Raw genomic sequence first — 23,993 nt, forward strand, 5'->3', positions numbered from 1 at the left:
TTCCTGCTAATCATCATCAAATAGCATTCCGTCGTGGTTGGATGACCATTGTTTAATATCATTACTAATTCTCGTGCAGATTTTTAATACATTCATTCCATCTTCCCCAGTTACAAATGGTGTTCTATCCGTTTGTAGACAATGAATGAAATCCTGAAGCTGACTCTTTAGTGGATTAAAATGAGGTACTTCTATTGTTTCCAACAGTTTTTGGGGAAATGTTAACTCTCCATTCTGAACGGAAAAATGGGTCGTACGATTAACATCAATTTTATTTTTTAACAGGTCCACTTTAAAGATTGCTTTTTCAGTAAAAATTCGGATGCTCCGAATTTTTTCCTGCGAGTTATAGCTAGCTGTCATTTGTGCGACCGTTCCATTCTCGAATAACATACTTACAATCGCATGCTTTGGCATCTGTTCTGCCATTTTCCCAATCGTATTAAAATGGGTGATTTCTGAACCTAGTAACTCTTTTACAATATAAATATCGTGAATCATTAAATCAAATACGACATCAACATTCTTCATTCGCATATCATAAGGTTGCATCCGATGGATGTCTATTGCTATAATCTTTTCATCTTTGAGCCGTTCTTTCAAGAGATAGATCAGTGGGTTGTACAACTCGATATGGCCCACTTGTACTTTCACCCCTGTGGAACCAGCTCTTTTTAATATTCGTTTAGCTTCTATTACCTTGTTTGCCATTGGCTTTTCGAGTAGGATATGAACTCCGTGGTTCAAACAAACCATTGCAACCTCATAATGATACTTTGTTGGAACCGCTATACTTACTGCCTCTACATTTCGTAATAATTCTTCCAGCTCTTTAAAGTACTTCACATTGTATTTGCTAGCGAGCTCACTTGCTCGTCTTTCATTTACATCATATATTCCAACGACTTCACATTGATCGGATATTTCAATATAATTTTTCAAATGGTTTTCACCCATTTTTCCTGTCCCAATAACGCCAACTTTCATCGTCAACATCCTCCCAGAATCATTGATTACTATAATGTATGCTGAGAATTTTGGATAACTTGTACGTTTGTTTAGGAAAGCAATATTTGGGAACTCGTCCTTTCCATGGAGGAATCAAAATGGTTAAGATCCTTTATATTTCAAACGACACCTCAACGTTAATCGTGAAGAACTTCCAGTATTTAGAACAAGCTTTAAGTGAATTTGCCACCGTCAAAATTTGGCGGAAATCAGGTTCCATTCAAACAATATTAAAGAAATTACAATTCCAACCTGATTTTATCCTAATTCAAAATGATATTGCTAATCAATTAACCCCTTATATTCAAGGACTTTCGAAAATATCCATACCAACAGGATTAATCGTCAATGATGTCTATCGATTTAAGGAGCCACGAAGAATTTATATTAAGAAAAATAATATTGGTTATATCTTTTCCATCATTCGAAAACAATTTCTTGAAATTTACCCAGAATTTTCGAACCGTCTAAAATGGTTTCCTCATTTCGTGCAACCTAAAATTTACAAAGACTATCAACTTCCAAAAGACATTGACCTTCTATTAATGGGCTCCACTGACGATATGTATCCACTTCGTCAAAAAATCGCGAAAGCATATGAACAGGACCCAAATTTCATTTACCATCGTCATCCGGGCTACGGAGATGTAACCAATAAAGTGAAAAGTGGATATTTTATTGGAGAGAAGTATGCCCGCGAATTAAATCGTTCAAAAATCTTCTTCACTAGCCCTTCCATCTATCTTTACCCTGTCATGAAATACTTTGAAGCACTTGCTTGTAAAACATTATTGCTTGCACCCACTTTTGAAGAGCTAGAAGCCCTCGGTTTTATACCTGGAACCCATTTTATCCCGATTACTGATTCGGATTTTAAAAAGAAAGCTGCATATTATTTAGAGCATGACGAGGAAAGAAAGAAAATAACGGAAATGGGCTATCAGTTTGTTCATCAAAACCATACCTTAACGGTTCGAGCTAAACAGCTGGTGGAAGAAATTGAAAAAATCATTGCAACTCATAAAGGAGGATCAAGTTAATGTCAGTACAACCTATAATCGGAAGGAATGTCGTCATTGAAGACGATGTGACCTTTGGAGTAAATGTCGTCATTGGTCATAATACGGTCATTTTAAAAGGGACACAAATCGGTGATAACGTAGAAATTGGGGCGAATTGCGTATTAGGTATTACCCCTGGTGGCAATAAGCGGATGCGCCAGCAAACCCTTGCATCACAACCACTTATCATTGGCAATCATACCACTATCGGTAATATGGCCTCGATTTACTTAAATACGACGATTGCTGAAAATGTTTTTATCGGTGACCATGCCAGTATTCGAGAGAATGTCTCTATCGGAAAAGGTACGGTCATTGGAAGAAATGCCATTGTTGAGCTAAATACAACCATTGGTCAAAATTGTACGATCCAAACCCTTTCCTATATAACAGGCGACACGATCTTAGAAGATGAGGTCTTTATTGGTCCCTGTGTCTCGATGGCAAATGATAAGTATATGGGGGCAAAAGATTATCTATTAAAAGGGCCACATCTAAAAAAAGGAGTGAAGGTTGGAAATAATGCGACGCTCCTTCCTGCAGTTACAATTGGGGCTGGCACGATTGTCGGTGGCGGCTCCGTTGTCACAAAAGATGTTGGTGATCACCTCATAATAGCTGGTGTACCAGCAAGAGAGCTTAAATAGGAATGGAGACATTTTCATGGATTCTGAGAGAATAAAAGATATTAAAATAGTCATGCATGACAAACATGAGAGTGTTGGCAAGCTTATTGGCGATGAATATTATATTCCTTATTCCTTACTTGAAAAGGGCTATCTTACTGTCAAGCAATTTATCGCAAAAGAGAATGTATTAAAGATTGATATTACCAAGACCCGGTTATTTGAAATGCTTAAGTATGATCATCGAGGTAATTATTTGCATTATGACAAAAATCGAGTAGAAAATTGGAATGTTACCTTTGATACAAACGGCATACCACAAACGGTTTATCCCTTTGGAACTCACTATAATCCTACTACTATCGGATTTTATGGTTTACAGCACTATAGCTTATATTTAAGCAATAAGGATGAGGAAAGCAAAAAAAAGTTTCTTAAGATAGCTAATTGGTTTCTACTAAATCAAGATAAATCTGGCGGATGGCCTTACAAATTCGATTTTCACTATTATCCTAAAAGAATGAAAAAGATAAAAGGTCCCTGGTACTCTGCGATCGGAATGGGAGCAGCACTGTCCGTGTTATCAAGGGCGACCTATCTCACAAATGATAAAAAATATCTCGTCTCCGCATTAAAAGCTAAGAGGATTTTTGAAACTCCTTCTAGTGCAAATGGAATTTTAGCTAAGTTTGAAGGAAAGTATTCTTTTTATGAAGAATGTCCGACGAATCCACCAAGCTATATATTAAATGGATTTATGTACTCGTTAATTGGATTATATGATCTCTATAAATCCTCTCTTGATCGGGCTGTTTTAAAGCTTTATCAAAACGGCATCACTACTTTAAAAAGAATGTTACCATTATACGACTTAGGCAATCGAACAGCTTATGATCTTACTCATTATACGACAGATGGTGGTTATCCAAATGTGGCTAAATGGGGGTATCACATCACCCATATATACCAATTAAATGCCCTCAATTCCATTGAGAATGATCAAAAAATGGCTGAGACACTGACAAGATGGAAGGACTATTTATTTGGTGAATTTCAATATGCCTAACTGACCATATCCAGGGGTCAGTTAGGCAATGGATAAGATTACTTTTGAAATGCGAGAATACCATCAAGGATTTTTTTAGAAGTAAGACCCTCTCCAAACAGTAGAGGATGCTCTTGTGGAATCTGTAAATGTTCCACAGCTTCAAAGATTTTACTAGAATCATTACCTACTAGCTGATTCCAGCCAGTTATAACCGTTTCTGTCCATTCTGTTTCTTCTCTTAGAGTGATGCACGGGGTTTTAAGAAGATAGGCTTCCTTTTGTAAGCCTCCAGAATCTGTTAGAACCCCTTTTGCATCATGAACGAGAGCTAACATATCTAAGTAATTTAATGGCTCAATAAAGTGAAGATTGGTAAATTGCGTCTGTTGGATCTGATATTCTTTCATCCTATTTCTTGTCCTTGGATGAATGGGAATAACAATTTTTTCCCCCGTCCTATTTAATGTATTGAGTAATTGTGTTAATTGCTGGCCATCTGCCGTATTCTCTGCTCGGTGAATCGTTGCAGCAAAATAATTACCTTTCTCTAAATCAAGTTTTGTACATACTGATGAATGCTCAATGGCGACTGGTAAGAAGAAGTTGACCGTATCACACATAATATCCCCTGTTTGAAATACTCCATTAACGATTCCTTCCTTTTCTAAATGCTTTACCGCTGTTTCTGTTGGACAGAACAAGAGCGTTGAAAGATGATCGGTTAAGATCCGGTTTTGTTCTTCTGGCATCCTTTTATTAAAACTACGCAAACCAGCCTCAACATGAGCGATAGGAATGTGTAACTTTGCTGCAGCCAAAGCACCTGCTAATGTGGAATTCGTGTCACCATACACCAACACCATTTCAGGTTGTTCCTTGAGCATAATTTCTTCCAGCTCCATTAGCATTTTCCCCGTCTGTTTCCCATGAGAGTGTGAACCAACTGCTAAATGATAATCAGGTTGTGGAATTTTTAATTGCTCAAAGAAAATATCTGACATGGAAGGATCATAATGTTGCCCAGTGTGAACGAGCATTTCTTGCACGTTGTCTTCCTTCACAAATTCTTTTGACATCATACATGCTTTTATAAATTGCGGTCTCGCGCCTATTATTGTTAAAATTTTCAATTTCATTCAACTCCTCTGTAATTTCTTCATACACAAGTATGGATCATCTAGAAACAATCTTCTTAGCTTGATCATATGAATACATTACAGAGCTTGATTGTGTCCATACTCTAATTTTGGTGGTGATTTCAATGAAAAAAATTTGCATGATCGTGGCTGAGCATCCCTTTTTAGATTCTCGAATTTTTCGTAAAGAAGCAAAATCACTGCATGAAGCAGGTTATGAAGTAACGATGATTGTCCCACGTAAAAAAGGCTATTTATTTGATATAAACGGGCAACCTTTGACGGACAAATTTCTCGAACCAATTTTTGTGCATGAAGGCATCAAAATGATAACGTATAGCTTTGAGAAATCCCGTCCTTTTCTTAATAAAGTGCTTGAAGATGAAAGCAAATGGGAAAAAGAAGCTTTCCCAAATCCGCTAACTACCCTTGCGATTCAAGAAAATGCTGATATTTATCATGCCCACGAATATTTATCCTTGTTCGCTGGAATTGGAATTAAACGATTAATGAAAAAAACGAAAGGAAAAGAAGTGAAACTCATTTATGACAGTCATGAATTAGTTCCCGATCCGTTAGATAAACGTTATTCAGATCCTGCCAAGAAAAAGTTAAAAGAAAAACTGCTCTTTATGCTAAAAGAAGTTGATCACATCATTACCGTCTCCGACTCGATTAAAAACTGGTATCAAAGAGAAATTCCTCAACTCCCGGTGGAAGTCATCTATAACACTCCACCTTTATCAGTACCAACAAGAAAAATAGCTAAAAACGGATTTACCATTTGCTATGAAGGAAGTATTGAAGCTCAAAAAGGGAATATCAAAAAAATTATCGGGATTTCTGAAATTTGCTCCAGAGCGATTAAAAATTTCCAATTTAAAATTATTGGCGGACCAAGATACGGCGAGTCCATTCATATTCCAAAATTTTTAAAGAACAAAATTAACATGACAGGATGGGTTGAATATCAAGATATTCAAAAACATATGACAGATGTGGATGTTGGCTGGATTGATTTTGATGATTTAGCCAATTCATTGAATCGTTCCTATGCATTGCCTAATAAATTTTTTAGCTATTTAAATAATGGTGTTCCGATCTTAGTCAACAAGGCTCCTGAAATGGAAAGAGTCGTAAAACAACATCAATGCGGTCATGTCGTGGAAAAACCTCATGCAACAGCCAAAGATTTCGCAAATGCCATCATTTATCTTTATCATCATAAATCGTTACTGGAAGAAATGAGAGAGAACGCTAGAACGATTATGGAGAATGTCTACAGCTGGGATCATATGAAAAAAAGATTACTGGCTGTCTATGCCAACCTTTGATCCAATTTCTTTTTAGAAGAGAAAACCTGCATTTTCTAAATGCAGGTTTTCGAAAAATAATTGTTATGCGGCTGTAGCTGGGATTCTAACATAGACGATCGCAGAGAGTGGAATAGCAGAAGTTAAACTCGGAGTATAACTAGTCGTTTCAACAACAAGGGCAAGTTCTCCTGATACAGAAGCCAGTACACCTTCAACCACTCTGTCAGCTACTCCAATTTCCACCATCGTACCTACACGTCTTGCTAGTTCAGCAGAGAATAACGCTTGAAACATGATATCACTCCTTTCTTACATTTCTGTAACTGTTTGAATTTGAGAAAGTGGAATCAATACAAGGGAGCCATCACTCTCTACTACAACAACATAATCTCTCTGTACCGCAATAAGCGTTCCAGTGATTGGTTCTAGAGGGGTAGAAATCGTTACTTGCTCATTTAAGAGATTGGTTAAGAAGGCACGCAATGTTTGGCGATTTTTTGAAGGGAAAAGCGAAGATCCCAAATTTCCAACTACCTCCTCAACGTTTTGCGCAACTTGTTCTGCTGGTGTAATGAGATTCACATTAACTGCTTGTGAAAGTAATTGAAGATTATTTAAAAACATCTGACGAAGAATATCATTATTCAATTACATTTCCTCCTTTCTTTCTATCATGAGTGCTTTTTTGCCGCTCCCATTAATATCATACGAAAACGATTTTATTTGGTATCCGCATTTGCATCTATTTTGGCGAGTTTGTACATTTTCCGCAGAAGTCTATTAAATAAATTTTTTAATACTAGCAATGATCTTATTCTGGTTTTCTAGCGTTAAAAATGGACAGATTGGTAGGGCTAATATTCTTGTTGCCACTTGTTCAGTAATGGGAAAATCGCCCTCTTTATAATCCAATTCATAGAAAGCTTCCTGTAAATGAAGAGGGATCGGATAATAAACAGCACTAGAGATCCCTTCTGCCTTCAAGTGCTCTGCAAGTTCATCACGTTCATCAATTTCAATACAATATTGATGAAAAGTATGCTCCCTACTCTCGATCGCAGCAGGTGTCTTCAACCAATTAGCCAACTCGTTCGTATACCGTTTCGCTACTTCTTTTCTATTATGCAAAAAAACATCTAAATGCTTTAGTTTAAGCAGTAAAATCGCCGCTTGAATTTCATCTAAACGACTATTAATTCCGATACAGGTGTGGATATATTTTTGCCTGCTACCATGATTTCTTAAAGAAAGAAGCTTTTGATATAATTTTCTATCATTGGTTACAACCATTCCGCCATCCCCATACGCACCTAAGTTTTTGGAGGGGAAGAAAGAAAGACACCCAATATCTCCGAGTGCTCCTACCCTTCGTCCTTTGTACTCGCTACCGATTGCCTGACATGCATCTTCAATAATCTTTAAATCGAACTCATTTGCAATCTCTTGAATTTCGTCCATTTTAGCTGCTCGTCCAAAAAGATGCACGACGATTATGGCCTTTGTTTTGGATGTGATTTTTTCTCTAATTTTGCGCGGATCGATATTATAGCTGTCCTCTTCGATATCTACAAATACTGGTTTTGCTCCTACTTGTGAAATCACCTCACCCGTTGCAAAAAAAGTGAATGGTGTCGTAATCACCTCATCGCCCTGACCAATATTGAGTGCCTTCAATGCCAAATAAAGGGCATCTGTTCCATTGCCAACCCCTATGGCAAAAGTCGAATTCACATAAGAAGCAATTTGCTTTTCCAATTCTTCGCCCTTGCTTCCTAAAATATACTGACCACTTTCTAAAACCTCATTAATAGCCTTTAAAATCGGTTTTCGCAATATATTCATTTCTGCCTTTAAATCTACCATTGGAATCATATCATCACCCTCCTCTATTCGATCCCAATTCCGATATACTTCATGCCAAGTGCAGAGATTTCCTCTTTGTTTAAGACATTTCTACCATCTAGAACGACTTTGCATTTTGGGAAAATGGAAAAATCCAAAGTTCGATATGGTTCATGATAGGCTTGCATAATCACTCCATCTATTTGCTCGGTCATCTCATCTGAAAAAGATAGAGGAGTAACACCATATTTTGCAATTTCCTCTTTGGAAAACTGAGGATCGTTAATCCACACACTCGCTCCTCTTTGTGCCAGTTGTTCCAACAGTAATAGTGTAGTAGATTTCGTCACTTCTTTCACATTTTCTCGAAACGACAAACCTAAAATGAGGATGTTTCTTCCACTTAATGACCCGAACTCACGCTCTAGTTTATCTATGGCGTACTCTGACATGGCGTCATTTATTGTACGAGCTAATGTCGTTAGACCTTTGGGGAGCCCTTTGTTAATAAAGAAAAATGGATAGATGGGAATGCAATGTCCACCAACACCTATTCCTGGTTTATGCAAATGGGAAAATGGTTGACTGTTACTCGCTTGAACTACTTCATCCATTGCAACGCCTTTCATACTCGCAAACTTAGCCAGTTCGTTTACGAGAGCAATGTTTACATCACGATAAACACATTCTGCTACCTTTGAAAACTCCGCTGTTTCTAATGAAGAAACAGGCATTGTTTCGCATTTCATCGCCTTTTTATAAAAAGAAACTGCTCTCTGAAGACTTTCAATGTTAATGGCACCGATAACCTTAGGGTAATTCGCCAAGTCCTCAACAATCCGATTGGAATATACTCGTTCTGGACTATAAACAAGGTGAAAGTCCTCTCCTGCTACTAATCCTGATATCTCCTCAATCTTTTTTCCAAAGCGATTTCTCGTATCTCCTACCGGTACCGTCGTTTCAAAAATGACCATTGTCCCTTTTTGAATGGCTTTTGCAATTTCATTTACAGCTAAATCCATATAACGATAATCCGTCTCATTGTTTTGATCAATTAATACAGGTACGATGACCATCACAACATCTGCTTGTTTAACGGCCTCAACTGTTTGATAGGTCGCATATAGACGCTTAGTTTCATACGCTCTTTTAACCATTTCTTCCAATCCTGGCTCATTTTTAACATGTGACTTTCCCTCATTAACAAGAGAAACAACACTAGGGTTAATATCGGCTCCGATTACACGATAGCCGTTATTAGCGATTACCGCAGCCAGTGCTAGTCCAATCTTACCCAATCCAACGACTGCTACATTTTTGTCCTCTATTTTCCTTTCCATAGCACAACCTCTCTTCTATAATTACCTTCCTTTTACCGTATGAAAGGGAGAAGAGAAATGTATGGACGATTGGAAGAGAATAAAAAAATAGACTTTTTTTAGAATAATTTTTTATAGATATTTATATATTGATTTGCAACTACTTCAGGACTATGCGTATGTTCTACATATCGCCTCCCTTGCATTCCTAGATCTTTCCATTTATTCGGACTGTTCAATAAATCTTTGAGTACCTTTTTGATGTTTCCAGGATCAGCGTTGACAATGGGGAGTCCTGGAGGATATTTATTGCTGACATCTTTCCTTAAATAGCAAATAACCGGTTTTCCATACGCCATTGCTTCAGTACTCACATAACCGTATGCTCCAATTCTTAGTTGATCGATGACAATATCAGCCTTCGAAAGCCATTCTTTCGTTTGTTCATATGTCATTCCTTCAATTAATTGAAATTGGAAGGGTACACCTTCACGTTGTAATTGATTGACCGCTTTAACAATCTGCTCAGTTCCTTTAAGATCTCGTCTTGTTGGTGCATGTACCAGGAGTGGAACTTTCTTTGCTTCTGGATATACGGGTTGAATTCGACTAATGTCTAATGTATGGGGAATGATGTGGATTTCCTTATAATATGGTTGAATATAAGGGTATAATTCATAATCTTGGATAAATGCGTGGTCAATATAGTTGGAAAGAACTTGTAAGTTTTGGCGAATTTTTTTCTCTGTCCATTCAGGCTTTACACGAATATGAGGATTCAGTTTTCTCGCAACGGCAAAGATACGCACATCTGAACCATGATGATGCATAACCATTTTCTTTCCCGCTCTTTTAATGGTTTCTAAATCCCTTTTATCTGGGAAAAAGCTCTCTCCAAAATGAAAATGGAAAATATCGTATTCGGCAATCGCCTCGTTTAAAAACTCAGATAGTTTTTGTTCTCTTTCGTGCTTTGATAAATTCTCTAAATTCAAGCATAGATCTGGTTCAAATTGATAATGATTACTTGTAAAATGACAAGCTGTTGCATCAATCCCCTGCTTTTTTAGCGCATGACATAAGTCGATCATCGGCGATCCATAGGGTACATGTAACACTTTCAAACGATTTCAGTCCTTTCATATTTTAGTCATGATCCGATTGTAAAAATCAATCAGTTTTTGCTCCATTTTCTCCCAACAATAGCTTTCTTCCATTACTCTTCTAGCATTTGCGCTCATTTTTTTTACTAGTTCCTTGTTTTGAGTGAGATTGCGTATCGCATGGACGTAATCTTCTGGAGTAGCTTGATCCTTGGGGACTACAATCCCACACTGATGCTTTTCAATAAAGGTCTTCATCTCTAACGCATTATTCACTAATACCGGTACCCCGTTATTTAAATAACTGAAAAACTTATTTGGCATCGCATATTGATTGTTTAAGGAATGTGTTAATTTTAAATCAATCCACCCTAAATGAGCGGATTTCATTTCTTGTGGGATTTCGCTAAAGTTCATCCACTCTTTGATTTCGAAATGGTTCTTGAGATGAGGGGGTACTACTAATTTTTTCTCATTTGCTCTTTTCCCACCAATGATTTTAAATCTTATGTCCATTTCTTTTTGTAAAGCTTCTACCATACCGATCATTTTTCTCCAATTTCCTCTTGTTTCGCTAATAAAACCTTCATGAATGATTGTAAACGGTGAAGTTAGTTCTTTCTCTCTATACTCCCTCGCCAAAGGTGGAGAATTATAAATAATCTCAATGAACAAGTCAGGTTTTTTACGTAAATACCATGACTTAATCGATTCAGAGACGGTAATAATCCCATCTACTTCTTTGAGCATCTTTTTTAACATATCTTCCATGACCATGCGCATTCTCTGATTCATCGACTCAAGTGGATCAGGAAATAGCTCGTGACTATCATAAATTAGTTTCACCTTTCGCCCGTTCTCCTGTAACGTTCGTTTAATTCCGACACCTGCATAAAAAGAGAGAAATTCATGGGCATGATAAATATCGGCATTTTCTTCTACGCCTAATCTTGTAAGTTCATCTTGAAAACCATTGTGATGTCTAGAAGTGATCTGATCGTAATAGCTATAAATGAGTGGATAAGCTAAGCGCTCTGAGTAGGGGATAATTTTGATTCCATCATGATAAAAACTTTTAGAAGACGGAAGATCTTTTACCTTCTTGCCATTGATATCGAATAAATATCCATTTACTTTTGGAACAATTAATGTGACCTCATAACCTTTTTTTTGTAAGCTTTTCGCTTCCTTCTCAAAAATTCTCACATCTAAAAAGGAATGCTCCGTCACAAGAAAACAGACCTTTAGTTTCATTTGCTTTAACTCCTTCTCGAAGAATGTCTCTCATGTATTTTATGAAGAAAGAGACAAACTGTGCCAATTCAAAAGAGGCTAGCTTAATTGAAATAAAAAAAGAGGAGCATCTATCATGAAATTAGAATACTCCTCTTTATGAAGCGACGATCATTTTCAAAATGAAAGCAATCACAAATCCTATCATGAAAAAAAGAACAGAGCCCAATACGAAAGGGTTAACACTTAATGAACCAAATGTTCGTTTAAGCTTATAATTATTTTTTAATCCATGATAACTGGTGGCTACACTCATTTCACTATAATTGGTAGGAAAGCCACCTGTACTCGAAAAGGAGATAAAAAAGAGAGTGAAAAATAAACCGACATAAAACATCGAATCTAAAAGAAGAAGTTGAAACTTTTCAGCCAACAAATATGCGAATCCAAATTCCGCTACCATAACCAAAAATGTAAAAAGTCCTAACCTTAAACGTTTCATTTCGCACAACTCTCCTTAATCGATAGAATGCTAGTTTGTTAAGTTGAGTCCATTGCTGATATGTATTTTTATGAATAAAAAAATATTATAACCTCTTTTTATACCCTTCTTCTAATCTTTGTTCAATATCTTCTACTGAGGACATTTTCGCATGATCAAAGATTATTTGCGCAGCTGATGGCATCGCTTGTTTATCAGACCATGTATCTGGCTCCCATAGTCCTGAACGCATAAACGCTTTGGCACAATGAATATAGCATTCCTCTACTTCAACACGTATTCCAACTAGCGGTGTTTTTCCTCTGGCAGTTAGCTTTGCAAGTATGTCTGGATTTTTAATGATCGATGCCTTGCCATTAATTCTTAACGTTTCTCCAAGACCTGGGATGAAAAAGAGAAGTCCCACTTGAGGATTTTTGAGAATATTACTTAATGTATCTAATCTTTTATTTCCTGGTCTTTCAGGGAGAATTAAGGACTGCTTATTTTCGATATAAATAAACCCTGGATGATCCCCTCTTGGTGACACATCACAAAAACCGTTTTCATCTGCAGTTGAAATGGTCAAAAAAGGAGACTTGGCAATAAAGTTTTGACAGTGATGATCTAACTCCGATATGACCTTTTTCTTAACCAATTCGCTTGGAAAGCCGATCAGCTCTCGCAACTCTTCTTCAGTCGTAATGATATCTTTCATCATTCATTCCCCCACCCATATTTGATCTAACTTATTCGCATAAAATTGGATCGCATTTTTATATGCCAAAATGTCTTCATTTGCCGTATTCTCCATAAGGCAACTTAACAGCGTTTCCATTGCTTTATCGTGTTCGTTAAGATTATATAAAGTCATCGTATAAAAAACTTTTAACGCTTGATTTTGAGGAAAAAGATTCATTCCCACTTCTAGCACTGCTTTTGACTGCACATAATTTCCTAATGTACGAAATGTGCTACCTAGTCCCAAATAGGCTCCTTCTAGCTCCTTACCGGATAATCCAAGCTTTATCGCTGATTCGTAATAAGGAATAGCTTCTGCTTCCTTTCCCAGACTATCACAACTCCAGGCGCATTGGTAAAGAATTTCTGGATCATCTGGGAAATTTTTTGCCAATTCAGTCATCTCTTGATAACACTGCTCATAAAACCCATTTTCTCGTAATTTTATCGCTTTTAGCAATTTACTGTTCACTTTGGGTCACCTACCTAGTTTTTTCATCTATAAGCTCATGATAAATATGGCCCATTTAACTTCATCTACATTTACAATTTTTTTATAGAATTGGTTTTGTCGTTTGGACATTCGTCTTTGGAATGTTAACGATGCTTGGATTTGATTTTTTTGTGAGGAACTAAACTAATTTATTATGTATAAGTATGGCCTGAGAATTTCTCAGGCCCATTTGTATTATTGTACTTGTTTTTGTCGTCCGAAAATTTCAGCCTCAAGTCTTTTTCCAGTTGGAGTTGCTGCCAATCCACCCTTTGCTGTTTCACGAAGTGCTGTTGGCATCGTTTGACCAATTAAATACATGGAATGGATCACTTCATCACATGGAATTCGACTCTTAATCCCAGCTAAGGCCATATCTGCTGCCGTGATGGCATTGGATGCACCCATTGCATTTCTTTTGACACAAGGAACTTCAACAAGTCCAGCAACTGGATCGCATACTAAACCGAGCATGTTTTTCAAAGTAATCGCCATTGCTTCGGCACACTGTTTTGGCGTTCCACCAGCTAATTCTACGATAGCCGCTGCTGCCATTCCACTAGCAGAGCCTACTTCCGCTTGACAACCACCTGCTGCTCCTGAAATAGATGCATTATTGGCGACAACAAAGCCAAAGGCTGCTGCCGTGAATAAATACTCAATCATTTCCATTCGAGACGGATTTAATTTTTCTTTTACCGCAAATAAAGTCCCCGGTACGACTCCAGCGGAACCTGCTGTTGGTGTTGCACAAATCGTACCCATTGCCGCATTCACTTCATTTGTGGCCATCGCCTTACTTACAGCATCTAAGAGAATATCTCCACCAAGCGACTTTCCGCTTTTTATATAATTTTGTAGAAGCACGGCATCTCCACCTGTTAAACCAGATACAGACGTCACACCCTTTAACCCTCGTTCAACCGCTTGTTCCATCACTTCTAAATTACGGTCCATTTTCGCTATAATCTCTTCACGTGATAGCCCTGTTACTTCAATTTCCTGTTGAATCATTACTTCTGCTATTTTCACTTGCCTTTTTTCTGCAAGATCCACTAGCTCCGCTACACTTCGAAACATCATCTTGCTCCAATCCCTTCTAACTCTTATTCCACCATTTTAATAATTTGCGTAACGTTTGGAAGGCTCTCAATTTCTTTGATCACGTCATTAGGGATTTTCTGGTCCACTTCAATGACCATCATCGCCATTTTTCCTTTTTCTTTACGAGATACTTCCATATGGCTTATATTTATTTCATTTTGTGCCATTACTGTCGTGACGGCAGATACGACTCCAAATTGATCGTTGTGAACGACTAGAATTGCTGGATTTTCCCCAGAAAGCTTAAGTTGAAATGAATTAAGTTCTGTAATTTCTATCGTCCCGCCACCAATGGAAATTCCGACAAGCTCCAGTTCCTTCTTTTCATCAAAAAGTCTGATGCGAACGGTATTCGGATGGTCTGTAACCGATTTTTCTATAACAAATTCCACTTCCATATTAGCTTCTTTCGCTAATTGTAGAGAGGTGGGGATGCGTTCATCAAATGTATCAAAATCAAGCAAGCCACCTACAATAGCGACATCTGTCCCATGACCCTTATACGTTTCAGCAAAGGATCCATACAAATGAATCATCGCCTTTTGAGGTTGGTAGCCGAATAATGTTCTTGCTACACGTCCAATTCTTGCTGCACCAGCTGTATGTGAACTTGAAGGTCCGATCATAACCGGACCGATTATATCAAATGCGGATCTGTATTTCATATATATATACTCCTTATAAACTCTTAAAAATAGAGGAAAATAAATTACACCATCATCATACCATATTATCACGATTTTTCATGTTATTTTCCCTACCATCATATTAAAAAACCTTCCTATTAATATATGTATGAGTCAAGCAATTTGAAAGTGTGTGTAATGGATTTAAAAATTATCGAATAAACAAGCATTCGATCTTCACATTCTCCTTTTAATGACAGCGATCTTTGCAACCATTGTGAATTTTTACTGTCCTATTGTATAATAGGACAATAACAATAGATAACTGGAAAGGCTGATAAAGATTGGAAAACTCTTCGAATTTCATTAGAAGCATCATGAAGGAGGACATAGAAACTGGTAAGCACAACAAAATCGTCACTCGTTTTCCTCCTGAGCCAAATGGCTATTTACATATTGGACATGCAAAATCAATCGTTATCAACTTTGGATTAGCTGATGACTTTAACGGTTTAACCAATTTGCGTTTTGATGATACAAATCCACTAAAAGAAGACCAAGAGTATGTTGATTCCATTAAAGAAGATGTGAAATGGCTTGGCTATGACTGGGATGAACTACGATTTGCTTCTGACTATTTTGAGGAAATGTACAGTAAAGCAGTTTTACTTATTAAAAAAGGAAAAGCGTATGTAGACGATTTAAGTGCTGAGCAAATCCGTGAATACCGTGGTACTTTAACAGAGCCTGGAAAAGATAGCCCCTCCCGCAATCGTTCTATCGAAGAAAATCTTGATTTATTTGAACGAATGCGTAACGGCGAATTCGGGAATGGAGAAAAAGTACTTAGAGCAAAAATTGATATGGCATCACCAAATATAAACTTACGCGATCCGGTCATTTACCGAATTGCCCATGCAATCCATCATAATACAGGAGATACGTGGTGTATCTATCCAATGTATGCCTTTGCTCATCCATTGGAGGATGCAATTGAGGGAGTCACCCATTCCCTTTGTACGGTAGAATTTGAAGATCAACGTCCATTCTACGAATGGGTGATTGCGGAATGCGAAACAGAAAGCAAACCTCGTCAAATTGAATTCGGTCGCCTTAATATTACAAATACTGTCATGAGTAAGCGGAAATTAAAGCAACTTGTTGATGAAAAGTTTGTTGATGGCTGGGATGATCCAAGAATGCCTACAATTTCAGGCCTTCGTCGCAGAGGTTTTACTCCTGAAGCCATTCGTGAATTTGTAAACGCAACGGGTGTTTCAAAGGGTTCAGGCTTTGTTGATTCAGCCATGCTAGATCACTTCGTGCGGGAAGATTTAAAGCTTAAAGCACCTCGTACGATGGGCATTCTTCGTCCATTAAAAGTGGTCATCACCAATTATCCAGAAGATAAAGTTGAAATGTTGGATGCAGAGAATAATCCTGAGAATGAGGAAATGGGAACTCGACAAATTCCATTCTCACGTGAAATCTATATTGAGCAAGAGGACTTTATGGAAGATCCACCAAAAAAATATTTCCGTTTGTTTCCTGGAAATGAAGTACGCTTAAAACATGCTTATTTCATCAAGTGTGAAGATGTGATTAAAGATGAAAATGGCAATGTCATTGAAATCCATTGTACGTATGATCCGAAAACAAAGAGCGGAACAGGTTTTACCGATCGCAAAGTAAAAGGAACACTACACTGGGTTGATGCAAAACATGCTATTCCTGCAGAATTCCGCCTTTATGAACCACTTATTTTAGATGAAGAAGCGGACAGTGAAGAAAATAGCAGCAAGAACTTTTTGGAAAATGTTAACCCAAATTCACTCCAAATTATCCAAGGCTTTGTTGAACCAAATTTGAAAGATGTAAAGCCACAGGATAAGTTCCAATTTTTCCGTCACGGCTATTTCAATGTAGATCCAAAGTATTCGACATCTGAAAAACCTGTCTTTAACTTGATCGTTTCCTTGAAAAGCTCATTTAAATTAACATAATAAATCAACCGCTTGGTATGATACCAAGCGGTTCTTTATTTAGTTGAACATATCTTCCAACTGCTTACGCAAGACAAATTTTTGGATTTTCCCACTTGCATTTCGTGGCAATACTTCACAGAAGACATATTTTCTCGGACGCTTATAATTGGCCAGAAGTTCGCTGTTTTTACAGTATTCGTCCAACTCATCCTCTGTTATGGTAGGATCTTTTTTAACAACAAAAGCTGTTACTGATTCTCCCCACCTATCATCTGGCTGCCCAATAACCGCAACATCCAAAACGCCACTATGTCCATATAAGCAATCCTCAACCTCACGTGGATAAATATTTTCTCCACCAGAAATAATCATGTCATCCACTCGATCTTTTACAAAAAGATAGCCTTCATCATCTAGGTAACCGATATCGCCAGAATGATACCAACCTTTATATAATGCCTTTTCAGTTGCATCATCACGGTGAAAGTATCCACTCATCATACAAGGCCCCTTGACGATGATCTCGCCTGTTTCCCCTGCTGGTACAATGTCTTCTGGTTCTGATGGGCCATCCTCTTTCGGTTTAACAATTCGAATTTCATGATTTAAGCACGCCTGTCCTGCAGAGCCGGCTTTTCGTATTTGATCATTTTCAGCTAAAAAGGTAATCGCTGGACCCATCTCGGTCATACCGTATGCTTGAACAAGTTGGATGCCCAATTTTTCCTGACAGGCAAACACAAGACTAGGAGCCATCGGTGCTGCCCCGTACAAGCCTATTTTTAAACTCGAAAGATCGTAATCACTTAAATTCTCTTGCAGGAGCATATTCCACATCGTTGGGGCAGCAAAGAACTTCGTGATCTTCTCCTGTTCGATTAAGTGAAGTACATCCTTTGGTGCAAAATGATGAAGGATAACATTCTTTCCACCAACATGAACCCTCGGTAATAGGGCACAGTGCAGCTCTGCACAATGGAACATCGGGGCTGTTACAAGTCCCACATCCTCTGACGTTACCTTCGTGGAAGCAATAACAATTAAACTTTGCTCGCTCATATCTCGGTGGCGATGAATAACTCCTTTTGGTCTACCCGTTGTACCACTCGTGTACATAATAGCGTAGATATCATTTTCATCAATTTCTTCGTCTATTTTATTATTTGGTGCTGAAGCCACTTTTTCTTTATAATTGGCTGCATATTCTGGCGTGTCTTCATCAATATACCAAAAGGCTGTTTGCTCAAAGCGATGATGAATCGGTTCGATAGCTGAGGAAAGCATTTTTTCAAAGAGAACAACCTTTGGCTCAGCATCTTGAATAATGTAAGCTAGCTCCTCAGACATTAAACGAAAATTAATCGGATTAAAAGCCGCTCCAATTTTAGCACAAGCAAAAAAGGTCGTTGCCAGTTCTTCTGTATTAAATAAATACGTAGAAACCCGATCCCCTTTCCTTACCCCTTCCTTAATAAGAGCATTGGCTAACTTATTTACTTCCTCACTCCATTCCTGATAGGTTAAACGAAGATTCTTTCTCACATCATAAAGTGCCTCTTTATTCGGGTATTTCGCAACGGTTAAATCAAAAATTCTACCAATCGTTGTCATTTTTTTATCCCTCCAAATTAAGCATCATTCAGATTAGAAATATTACAGCCCCATGTTTTTTGCAATAATCGTCTTCATGATTTCATTTGTGCCTGCATAAATACTTGCTACTGGAATATCTCGATAGCGTCTAGCAATCTCGTATTCTTCCATATATCCATATCCACCATGTAATTGCATACACTCAGTCGCAATCTTTCTTGCATTCTCCGTTAGCTTCCATTTCGCCATCGATACTTTCGTGACGATGTCTTCTCCATTCATATGCTCGAATATAAGTTGGTCGAGAAAGGCTCTTCCCATCTCAATATCTGTTGCCATTTCAGCCATTTTAAATTGTGTATTTTGAAATTTACTAATGGGCTTTCCGAAAGCTTCACGGCTTTTAATGTAAGACATGGTCATTTCAAACATTTTTTCTGAAGCGGCTTGTGCTGCAATCGCAACAACTAATCGTTCCTGTTGAAGCTTTTCCATTAAATATTGAAAACCTTTCCCTTCTTCGCCGATAAGATTATCCTTTGGTACAAGGCAATCTTCAAAAATTAATTCTGCAGTGTCTTGGGAATGTAACCCAATCTTGTTTAATTTTCTCCCACGTGAGAAACCAGGCATATCCCTCTCAACAACCAAAAGACTGACTCCTTTGTGCTTTGGCACTGCTCGTGGTTCGGTCTTACAGGCTACGAGGATTAAGTCCGCTTGAATGCCGTTTGTAATAAATGTTTTTTGTCCATTTAATATATAGTGATCCCCTTTTTGCTTTGCTGTTGTTTGGATATTAGCAAGATCTGAACCAGCTCCTGGCTCTGTCATAGCAATCGCTGTAATCGTTTCACCTGTCACGCATTTCGGGAGCCAACGCTTTTTTTGCTCTTCCGTCCCATATGAAGTAATGTAAGGAATGACAATATCATTATGAAGCCCTATTCCCACTAATCCAGAACCAACCTTTTCCAATTCTTCATTAATGATCACTGAAAAACCCCAATCAACTCCACTTCCCCCATACTCTTCCTCGACATCTGGACAAAGATAGCCTTGGGAACCCATCTTCTCCCAAAATGCTCGTGGAATTAACCGCTCTTCCTCCCATCTTTCGTAAAATGGATGAGCCTCTTTTTCAAGAAATTTTCGTAAAGCTTTTCGAAAAATTTCATGTTCTTCCTGTAAATATAAATGCTGCATGTCAAATCCCTCTCTTTTGGAGAATAAGAAAACGCTTACTTTTATTTTAATATATATTTAGTATTTTTAAAATATTTATATTATTAAATTAATTTCGCAATTATGCTTCTCAAGTTAAAAAAGAACGAATTTTATATGGGTCGCTTCAAAAAAATGCTAAAAATCTTCGTTTTTAAATGACCACCATTGTAATATCGCCTCTGTTGGGAAAATGAAATATAAAAAAGAAGAGAGTTTCGTCTCTTCCTCTACTTCCAAATACGTTTATTTCCCGCTCTTATAGTTAATCCTCTTCGATCTAACGTCTCAAGAAATGGAATCATATATTTCCGCGATAAACCAAGGACATCCTTTGCTTCACCTACTTCAAATTCTTTTTCGGTATGACTTTTTAGTTTCGCCACTGATTCTTTAAAGACATCTCCATGCCAGTAAAATTGACCATCTAAGGCAGCAATTTGCTCAGTATCTTCTAAAAATTTTCGTAAATCAAAAGCGATATTGTCTGGAATTCCAGCATCTTTCAAATAATTAGTAAAGTATTGAACCTGCATCCCATCAGATTTCAGCTTCTGAATCAAGTTTTCCGAACGTGCTTGCCAATTTTTCGGAACATGGGCCTCAAATTCATTTAACGAGATAAATTGCTCTTTTCGTTTGAATACCCCCCTTTTAATTCCTTCTTCAATCACGTAATCGAGCAACCCTTTCGGATATTGTTTCACTAAAGCTTGAATGAACTCTCCTTTATTCAGTCCTTGCTTCATTGGAAAATTCGTATGGTAATCCCGGAGTCGGTTGTATAATTCTTCTTCAATTACTTCAACAAGCACTTTTAATGTAAACTCTTTTCCGTTGTATAAAACAAAGTCTTCACTTTGTAACTCTTCTTTGAGCACATCTTTTTCAAGAGATGTTCTCGTGATTAATTCGTCAAGTAATAAACTTTTCGATTCCATTAATGCCGTTACAATTCTTTCTCCAGGCGTCCCTTCTTTTTTCTGTTCTAACTCTGAAATCGTCCGTTCCCCAAATCGATATTTTTGCCCTTGAGGATCGATTACCCAACCGCCACCAATTGTTTCTTGTGGACTTGGCCTTCGTAAAATAAAGCGATCTCCTCGCTTTGTGACAATCTCTTCATCTAAACGAATTTGGCAAAGAATTTCATCATTTTCTTCTTTTAGTTCATTTCGGTCAAAGAAAACGATCCGGCCCATCACCTCTGCCGTACCAATATGACATTTAATTGGCATCCTTTGCTTTACCATGTAATCCAAATCTTCAACAACTCGTATAGCGACATCGATCGTTCTCGTTACATTAAAGTGCTCAGAAGAAACGACAACATCTCCACGTTCAAGGTCATCTTTAGAAACACCTGATAAATTAATAGCTGCCCGCTGACCAGCAAACGCTTCTTTCGCTGGATGATGATGAACCTGGATTTGTCGTGCCCTCACTTCTAGACCCTTCGGAATAACTGTTAGGGATTGGCCTTCTTCCACCATTCCTTCGTACACGGTTCCCCTCACAACAGTACCTTGCCCTTTAACCGTAAACACTTGATCAATAGGTAAACGAAATGCACCTTTTACATCTCGCATTTCTCGTTCTTTTAACATATGTATAATCTGCTCTTTCAAACTTTCCACTCCGAATTTCGAAATACTGTCCACTAAAACGATTGGCGCATCTTCATAAACGGTTCCGATTAATTCTTCTTTAATATCCTCTTTTACGAGCTCGATAAATTCTTCTTCGACCCGATCAATTTTTGAAATTGCAACAAGCCCATTTTTTATCCCTAAAAATCCTAAAATATCTAGGTGTTCTCTTGTTTGTGGCATCACACCTTCATCTGCAGCAACGACCAGTACAACTAAATCAATTCCTGCTACACCAGCAATCATTTGTCGTATAAACCGTTCATGACCTGGTACATCCACGACTGATATTTGTATTTCATTATCTTCATAAAGAGGAGCAAATCCCAATTCAATCGAAATTTGACGTTCTTTCTCCTCTTTTAAACGATCCGTATCCACATTCGTTAATGCCTTCGTCAGCGTCGTCTTTCCGTGGTCAATATGCCCTGCCATTCCAATCGTAAAATATCTTTTCATTCTGACTTTCCCTTCCTTTATCTATGTAAATTAACTGTAGCTTGAAATACGGTTACTTTCAAGGATGAACATCACAGTTTTATTTAAAGGCCACAATGTTTACGAAAATAGCCTATTTTCATGAATAGTGTTGAAAATTTAGAAAAGCTAAAAGAAAAAAGGAGAGCTAAAAATGAAAAAAATACTCATAAGTTTGATGCTTTTATCTGTACCGTTTGCTTTTGTGATAAATCATTCATCATTTATTCAAGCGGAAGAAAAGTATGCAAAGTGGGGCCAGCTTGCTGTTAGTAAAACAAAGGAGAAATACCCAAATGCAGAAATTAAAGATTATAAACATGAAGGACGTGTTCAAGGAACAAACACCACTGTTGAAAAATTTAAGCTATGGCTTAAGGAGAAAGATAAAGAATTCGGTGTATTAGTAAGTATTGAATATGATAAAGAATCGGAACGTGTCATTGATATAACGTATAAAGAGGTTGAAAAATAATAAGTGCCATTGTTTTCATAGGGGTGTCGCAATCATTTAAAGGAAGTGCTCTATCTGATTTATAAAAGGAGAGATTTTTGCTTATTGATTCAAAAATTTTTTGCTTTCCATAAGCGGAAAATCTCCCCTAGTCTCAATAAAACGAGCATACTTTAACATTAAGCAAAAAGCGTCCACACATATTTTCGGCGCCTACTTGACTAACCTCATACCTATATTTGTCAACTTATCCCAGTCGTTCCATTAGTGCTTCAATCTCGCGATTATTCCGTACCATAATAACCTGTTTCGTGTCCTTGAACGTCTCGCATCGTTGCGCCATTTTCTTTTTGCGACGGTGATAGGTCGTTAGGATAAATTTAATAAACTGCCAATCGATCTTCTCCTCACAGCCTGGAGTCATATCGCTCCTTGTTCTTCCATGATTTTGAATCCTCCTTTTGACAACTCGATACAGACAGGTGAGGAGTGGCTTTTCCACATAGACGATCGTGTCTGCATGATTAAAGCGAAGATCAAACGTACTACTATAATTCCCCTCGATAATCCATTGTGATTGCTGTACAATCACCTCTTGAGCTTTGCTGAAATCTTCCATTTCTGCTTCAACCCAACCTGGTTTCCAGTAAAGAGTGTCTAAATGATAAACTGGGATGTCCAATTTCTTTGCTATTTTTTTTGCCAATGTTGATTTTCCTACACCTGATGAGACACCGATAACCATAATTTTCTTCATTTTTTCCCCTCTCTCTTTATCCAAGGAAGATACAATATAAAAAACAATATAAAGGCAATACCTTCTAACACTAGAATATAAAAAGGATACGGACCTAAATAATCAAGTAAAGATGGATTTGAAGGCTTACGAGCTAAAAACATATAGTTTCCACCAGTCACGACATTTGCCAAATAGGCAAGTATAGCTGAAAGATTCAGAAACGTGAAAGCTTCCCACATCCCTCTCTTTGTCACGACATATCTTTTTATACATACATAAAACAAAGCCACCCAAATAATCAACATATGCGTTATAAAAAACTGAAAAAAACGGAAATGGGGAAACCCTACAAATAGTTCTGGTGTCACGATCGCTTGTACGGCACCGGCCAATCCAAGAAAATAGACAAACTGAAATATATGCTTCGAATCGGTTACGAGTAGAACGAGGCAAAGAAGTAAGCTGATGGAGCAAAGATGAAACGGTAATGCAAAGGTCATATCCCATTGTTCACCGGCATACAACCAAATATGGTAAAGTGATTCAAGAAGAAAGAGTCCTATAAACATGGCAATCTTTATCACTCTTTCACTTTTTTTAAGCGACTCTCTGAATTTCACAATACATAAACAAACGAATAAAAACACGATCAGAACGATGACATGATAAGCAGAAAATATTTGAAAGGGATAGAGCTCATATTGATGTCCAAAAAAGCCGTTCAACCTATTC

Annotated in this window: 24 protein-coding genes; 6 read left to right on the forward strand and 18 right to left on the reverse strand. The window is 37.6% G+C overall.

Annotated elements, in window-relative coordinates:
* Positions 1–6 precede the first annotated feature (6 nt).
* The gene (locus BMSHG_RS01080; protein WP_019152578.1) at positions 7–987 is read right to left on the reverse strand and encodes a Gfo/Idh/MocA family protein; all 981 of its coding nucleotides are present in this window, start codon (positions 985–987) and stop codon (positions 7–9) included.
* A 119-nt stretch (positions 988–1,106) separates the two neighbouring features.
* On the opposite strand from BMSHG_RS01080, the gene BMSHG_RS01085 reads away from it, so the two are divergent.
* From BMSHG_RS01085 to BMSHG_RS01095, 3 genes are read left to right on the forward strand one after another with little or no spacing between them, the layout of a single operon-like run.
* Positions 1,107–2,048, forward strand: coding sequence for a glycosyltransferase family protein (locus BMSHG_RS01085; protein WP_019152579.1), 942 nt, complete (start codon positions 1,107–1,109; stop codon positions 2,046–2,048).
* On the forward strand, positions 2,048–2,716 hold the full coding sequence (locus tag BMSHG_RS01090) for an acyltransferase (protein ID WP_019152580.1): 669 nt from the start codon (positions 2,048–2,050) through the stop codon (positions 2,714–2,716). Before BMSHG_RS01085 ends, BMSHG_RS01090 begins: the two co-directional genes overlap by 1 nt.
* A 16-nt stretch (positions 2,717–2,732) precedes the next feature.
* Positions 2,733–3,761 carry a D-glucuronyl C5-epimerase family protein gene (locus BMSHG_RS01095; protein ID WP_019152581.1) on the forward strand — a complete coding sequence of 343 codons (1,029 nt, stop codon included), beginning with the start codon at positions 2,733–2,735 and terminating at the stop codon, positions 3,759–3,761.
* A 38-nt stretch (positions 3,762–3,799) separates the two neighbouring features.
* On the opposite strand, the gene wecB is transcribed toward BMSHG_RS01095, so the two are convergent.
* Positions 3,800–4,873 carry a non-hydrolyzing UDP-N-acetylglucosamine 2-epimerase gene (gene wecB / locus BMSHG_RS01100; RefSeq protein ID WP_019152582.1) on the reverse strand — a complete coding sequence of 358 codons (1,074 nt, stop codon included), beginning with the start codon at positions 4,871–4,873 and terminating at the stop codon, positions 3,800–3,802.
* Positions 4,874–5,004: 131 nt separating this feature from the next.
* On the opposite strand from wecB, the gene BMSHG_RS01105 reads away from it, so the two are divergent.
* On the forward strand, positions 5,005–6,213 hold the full coding sequence (locus BMSHG_RS01105) for a glycosyltransferase (RefSeq protein ID WP_019152583.1): 1,209 nt from the start codon (positions 5,005–5,007) through the stop codon (positions 6,211–6,213).
* 63 nt (positions 6,214–6,276) lie between these two features.
* Here BMSHG_RS01105 and BMSHG_RS01110 read toward each other — a convergent pair whose 3' ends face one another.
* From BMSHG_RS01110 to sdaAB, 11 genes are all read right to left on the reverse strand, one after another.
* Positions 6,277–6,489 (reverse strand): hypothetical protein, encoded by a 213-nt coding sequence (locus BMSHG_RS01110; protein ID WP_019152584.1) that lies wholly within the window; start codon positions 6,487–6,489, stop codon positions 6,277–6,279.
* A 15-nt stretch (positions 6,490–6,504) separates the two neighbouring features.
* The gene (locus tag BMSHG_RS25565; RefSeq protein ID WP_019152585.1) at positions 6,505–6,843 is read right to left on the reverse strand and encodes a DUF2642 domain-containing protein; all 339 of its coding nucleotides are present in this window, start codon (positions 6,841–6,843) and stop codon (positions 6,505–6,507) included.
* 132 nt (positions 6,844–6,975) lie between these two features.
* Positions 6,976–8,067, reverse strand: a complete 1,092-nt coding sequence (locus tag BMSHG_RS01120; RefSeq protein ID WP_019152586.1) for a DegT/DnrJ/EryC1/StrS family aminotransferase — start codon at positions 8,065–8,067, stop codon at positions 6,976–6,978.
* 14 nt (positions 8,068–8,081) lie between these two features.
* The gene (locus BMSHG_RS01125) at positions 8,082–9,380 is read right to left on the reverse strand and encodes a nucleotide sugar dehydrogenase (RefSeq protein ID WP_019152587.1); all 1,299 of its coding nucleotides are present in this window, start codon (positions 9,378–9,380) and stop codon (positions 8,082–8,084) included.
* A 98-nt stretch (positions 9,381–9,478) separates the two neighbouring features.
* The gene (locus BMSHG_RS01130) at positions 9,479–10,477 is read right to left on the reverse strand and encodes a glycosyltransferase family 4 protein (protein ID WP_235776314.1); all 999 of its coding nucleotides are present in this window, start codon (positions 10,475–10,477) and stop codon (positions 9,479–9,481) included.
* A gap of 21 nt (positions 10,478–10,498) precedes the next feature.
* Entirely contained in the window at positions 10,499–11,716 is a 1,218-nt protein-coding gene (locus BMSHG_RS01135) for a glycosyltransferase family 4 protein (protein WP_019152589.1), read from the reverse strand.
* 136 nt (positions 11,717–11,852) lie between these two features.
* Positions 11,853–12,197, reverse strand: coding sequence for a hypothetical protein (locus BMSHG_RS01140; protein WP_019152590.1), 345 nt, complete (start codon positions 12,195–12,197; stop codon positions 11,853–11,855).
* 85 nt (positions 12,198–12,282) lie between these two features.
* Positions 12,283–12,897 (reverse strand): pyridoxamine 5'-phosphate oxidase family protein, encoded by a 615-nt coding sequence (locus tag BMSHG_RS01145; protein ID WP_019152591.1) that lies wholly within the window; start codon positions 12,895–12,897, stop codon positions 12,283–12,285.
* Positions 12,898–13,389, reverse strand: a complete 492-nt coding sequence (locus BMSHG_RS01150; RefSeq protein ID WP_019152592.1) for a tetratricopeptide repeat protein — start codon at positions 13,387–13,389, stop codon at positions 12,898–12,900.
* A gap of 216 nt (positions 13,390–13,605) precedes the next feature.
* Complete coding sequence (gene sdaAA, locus BMSHG_RS01155; RefSeq protein WP_019152593.1) at positions 13,606–14,490, reverse strand: L-serine ammonia-lyase, iron-sulfur-dependent, subunit alpha; 885 nt, start codon at positions 14,488–14,490, stop codon at positions 13,606–13,608.
* 26 nt (positions 14,491–14,516) lie between these two features.
* Positions 14,517–15,179, reverse strand: coding sequence for an L-serine ammonia-lyase, iron-sulfur-dependent subunit beta (gene sdaAB / locus BMSHG_RS01160; RefSeq protein WP_019152594.1), 663 nt, complete (start codon positions 15,177–15,179; stop codon positions 14,517–14,519).
* Between the two features lie 305 nt (positions 15,180–15,484).
* On the opposite strand from sdaAB, the gene BMSHG_RS01165 reads away from it, so the two are divergent.
* Entirely contained in the window at positions 15,485–17,143 is a 1,659-nt protein-coding gene (locus BMSHG_RS01165) for a glutamine--tRNA ligase/YqeY domain fusion protein (RefSeq protein WP_019152595.1), read from the forward strand.
* A gap of 39 nt (positions 17,144–17,182) precedes the next feature.
* Here the strand turns inward: BMSHG_RS01165 and BMSHG_RS01170 are convergent, their stop codons facing one another.
* The 3 genes from BMSHG_RS01170 to selB form a co-directional block, all read right to left on the reverse strand.
* Positions 17,183–18,736, reverse strand: a complete 1,554-nt coding sequence (locus tag BMSHG_RS01170) for a fatty acid--CoA ligase (RefSeq protein ID WP_019152596.1) — start codon at positions 18,734–18,736, stop codon at positions 17,183–17,185.
* Between the two features lie 42 nt (positions 18,737–18,778).
* Positions 18,779–19,924, reverse strand: coding sequence for an acyl-CoA dehydrogenase family protein (locus tag BMSHG_RS01175; RefSeq protein WP_019152597.1), 1,146 nt, complete (start codon positions 19,922–19,924; stop codon positions 18,779–18,781).
* A gap of 248 nt (positions 19,925–20,172) precedes the next feature.
* On the reverse strand, positions 20,173–22,050 hold the full coding sequence (gene selB / locus BMSHG_RS01180; RefSeq protein WP_019152598.1) for a selenocysteine-specific translation elongation factor: 1,878 nt from the start codon (positions 22,048–22,050) through the stop codon (positions 20,173–20,175).
* A 172-nt stretch (positions 22,051–22,222) separates the two neighbouring features.
* Here selB and BMSHG_RS01185 point away from each other — a divergent pair, with 172 nt between their 5' ends.
* Positions 22,223–22,543: a DUF3889 domain-containing protein gene (locus tag BMSHG_RS01185; protein WP_019152599.1), complete on the forward strand. Its 321-nt coding sequence runs from the start codon at positions 22,223–22,225 to the stop codon at positions 22,541–22,543.
* Positions 22,544–22,769: 226 nt separating this feature from the next.
* Here the strand turns inward: BMSHG_RS01185 and BMSHG_RS01190 are convergent, their stop codons facing one another.
* Both BMSHG_RS01190 and BMSHG_RS01195 read right to left on the reverse strand, forming a co-directional pair.
* Positions 22,770–23,279 carry a P-loop NTPase family protein gene (locus BMSHG_RS01190; protein ID WP_019152600.1) on the reverse strand — a complete coding sequence of 170 codons (510 nt, stop codon included), beginning with the start codon at positions 23,277–23,279 and terminating at the stop codon, positions 22,770–22,772.
* The gene (locus tag BMSHG_RS01195) at positions 23,276–23,986 is read right to left on the reverse strand and encodes a YwaF family protein (protein ID WP_019152601.1); all 711 of its coding nucleotides are present in this window, start codon (positions 23,984–23,986) and stop codon (positions 23,276–23,278) included. The genes BMSHG_RS01190 and BMSHG_RS01195 overlap by 4 nt, the downstream gene beginning before the upstream one ends.
* Positions 23,987–23,993: the final 7 nt, after the last annotated feature.

Origin of the sequence: Robertmurraya massiliosenegalensis JC6 (genome assembly GCF_000311725.1) — a bacterium.
Lineage (GTDB): Bacteria > Bacillota > Bacilli > Bacillales > Cytobacillaceae > Robertmurraya > Robertmurraya massiliosenegalensis.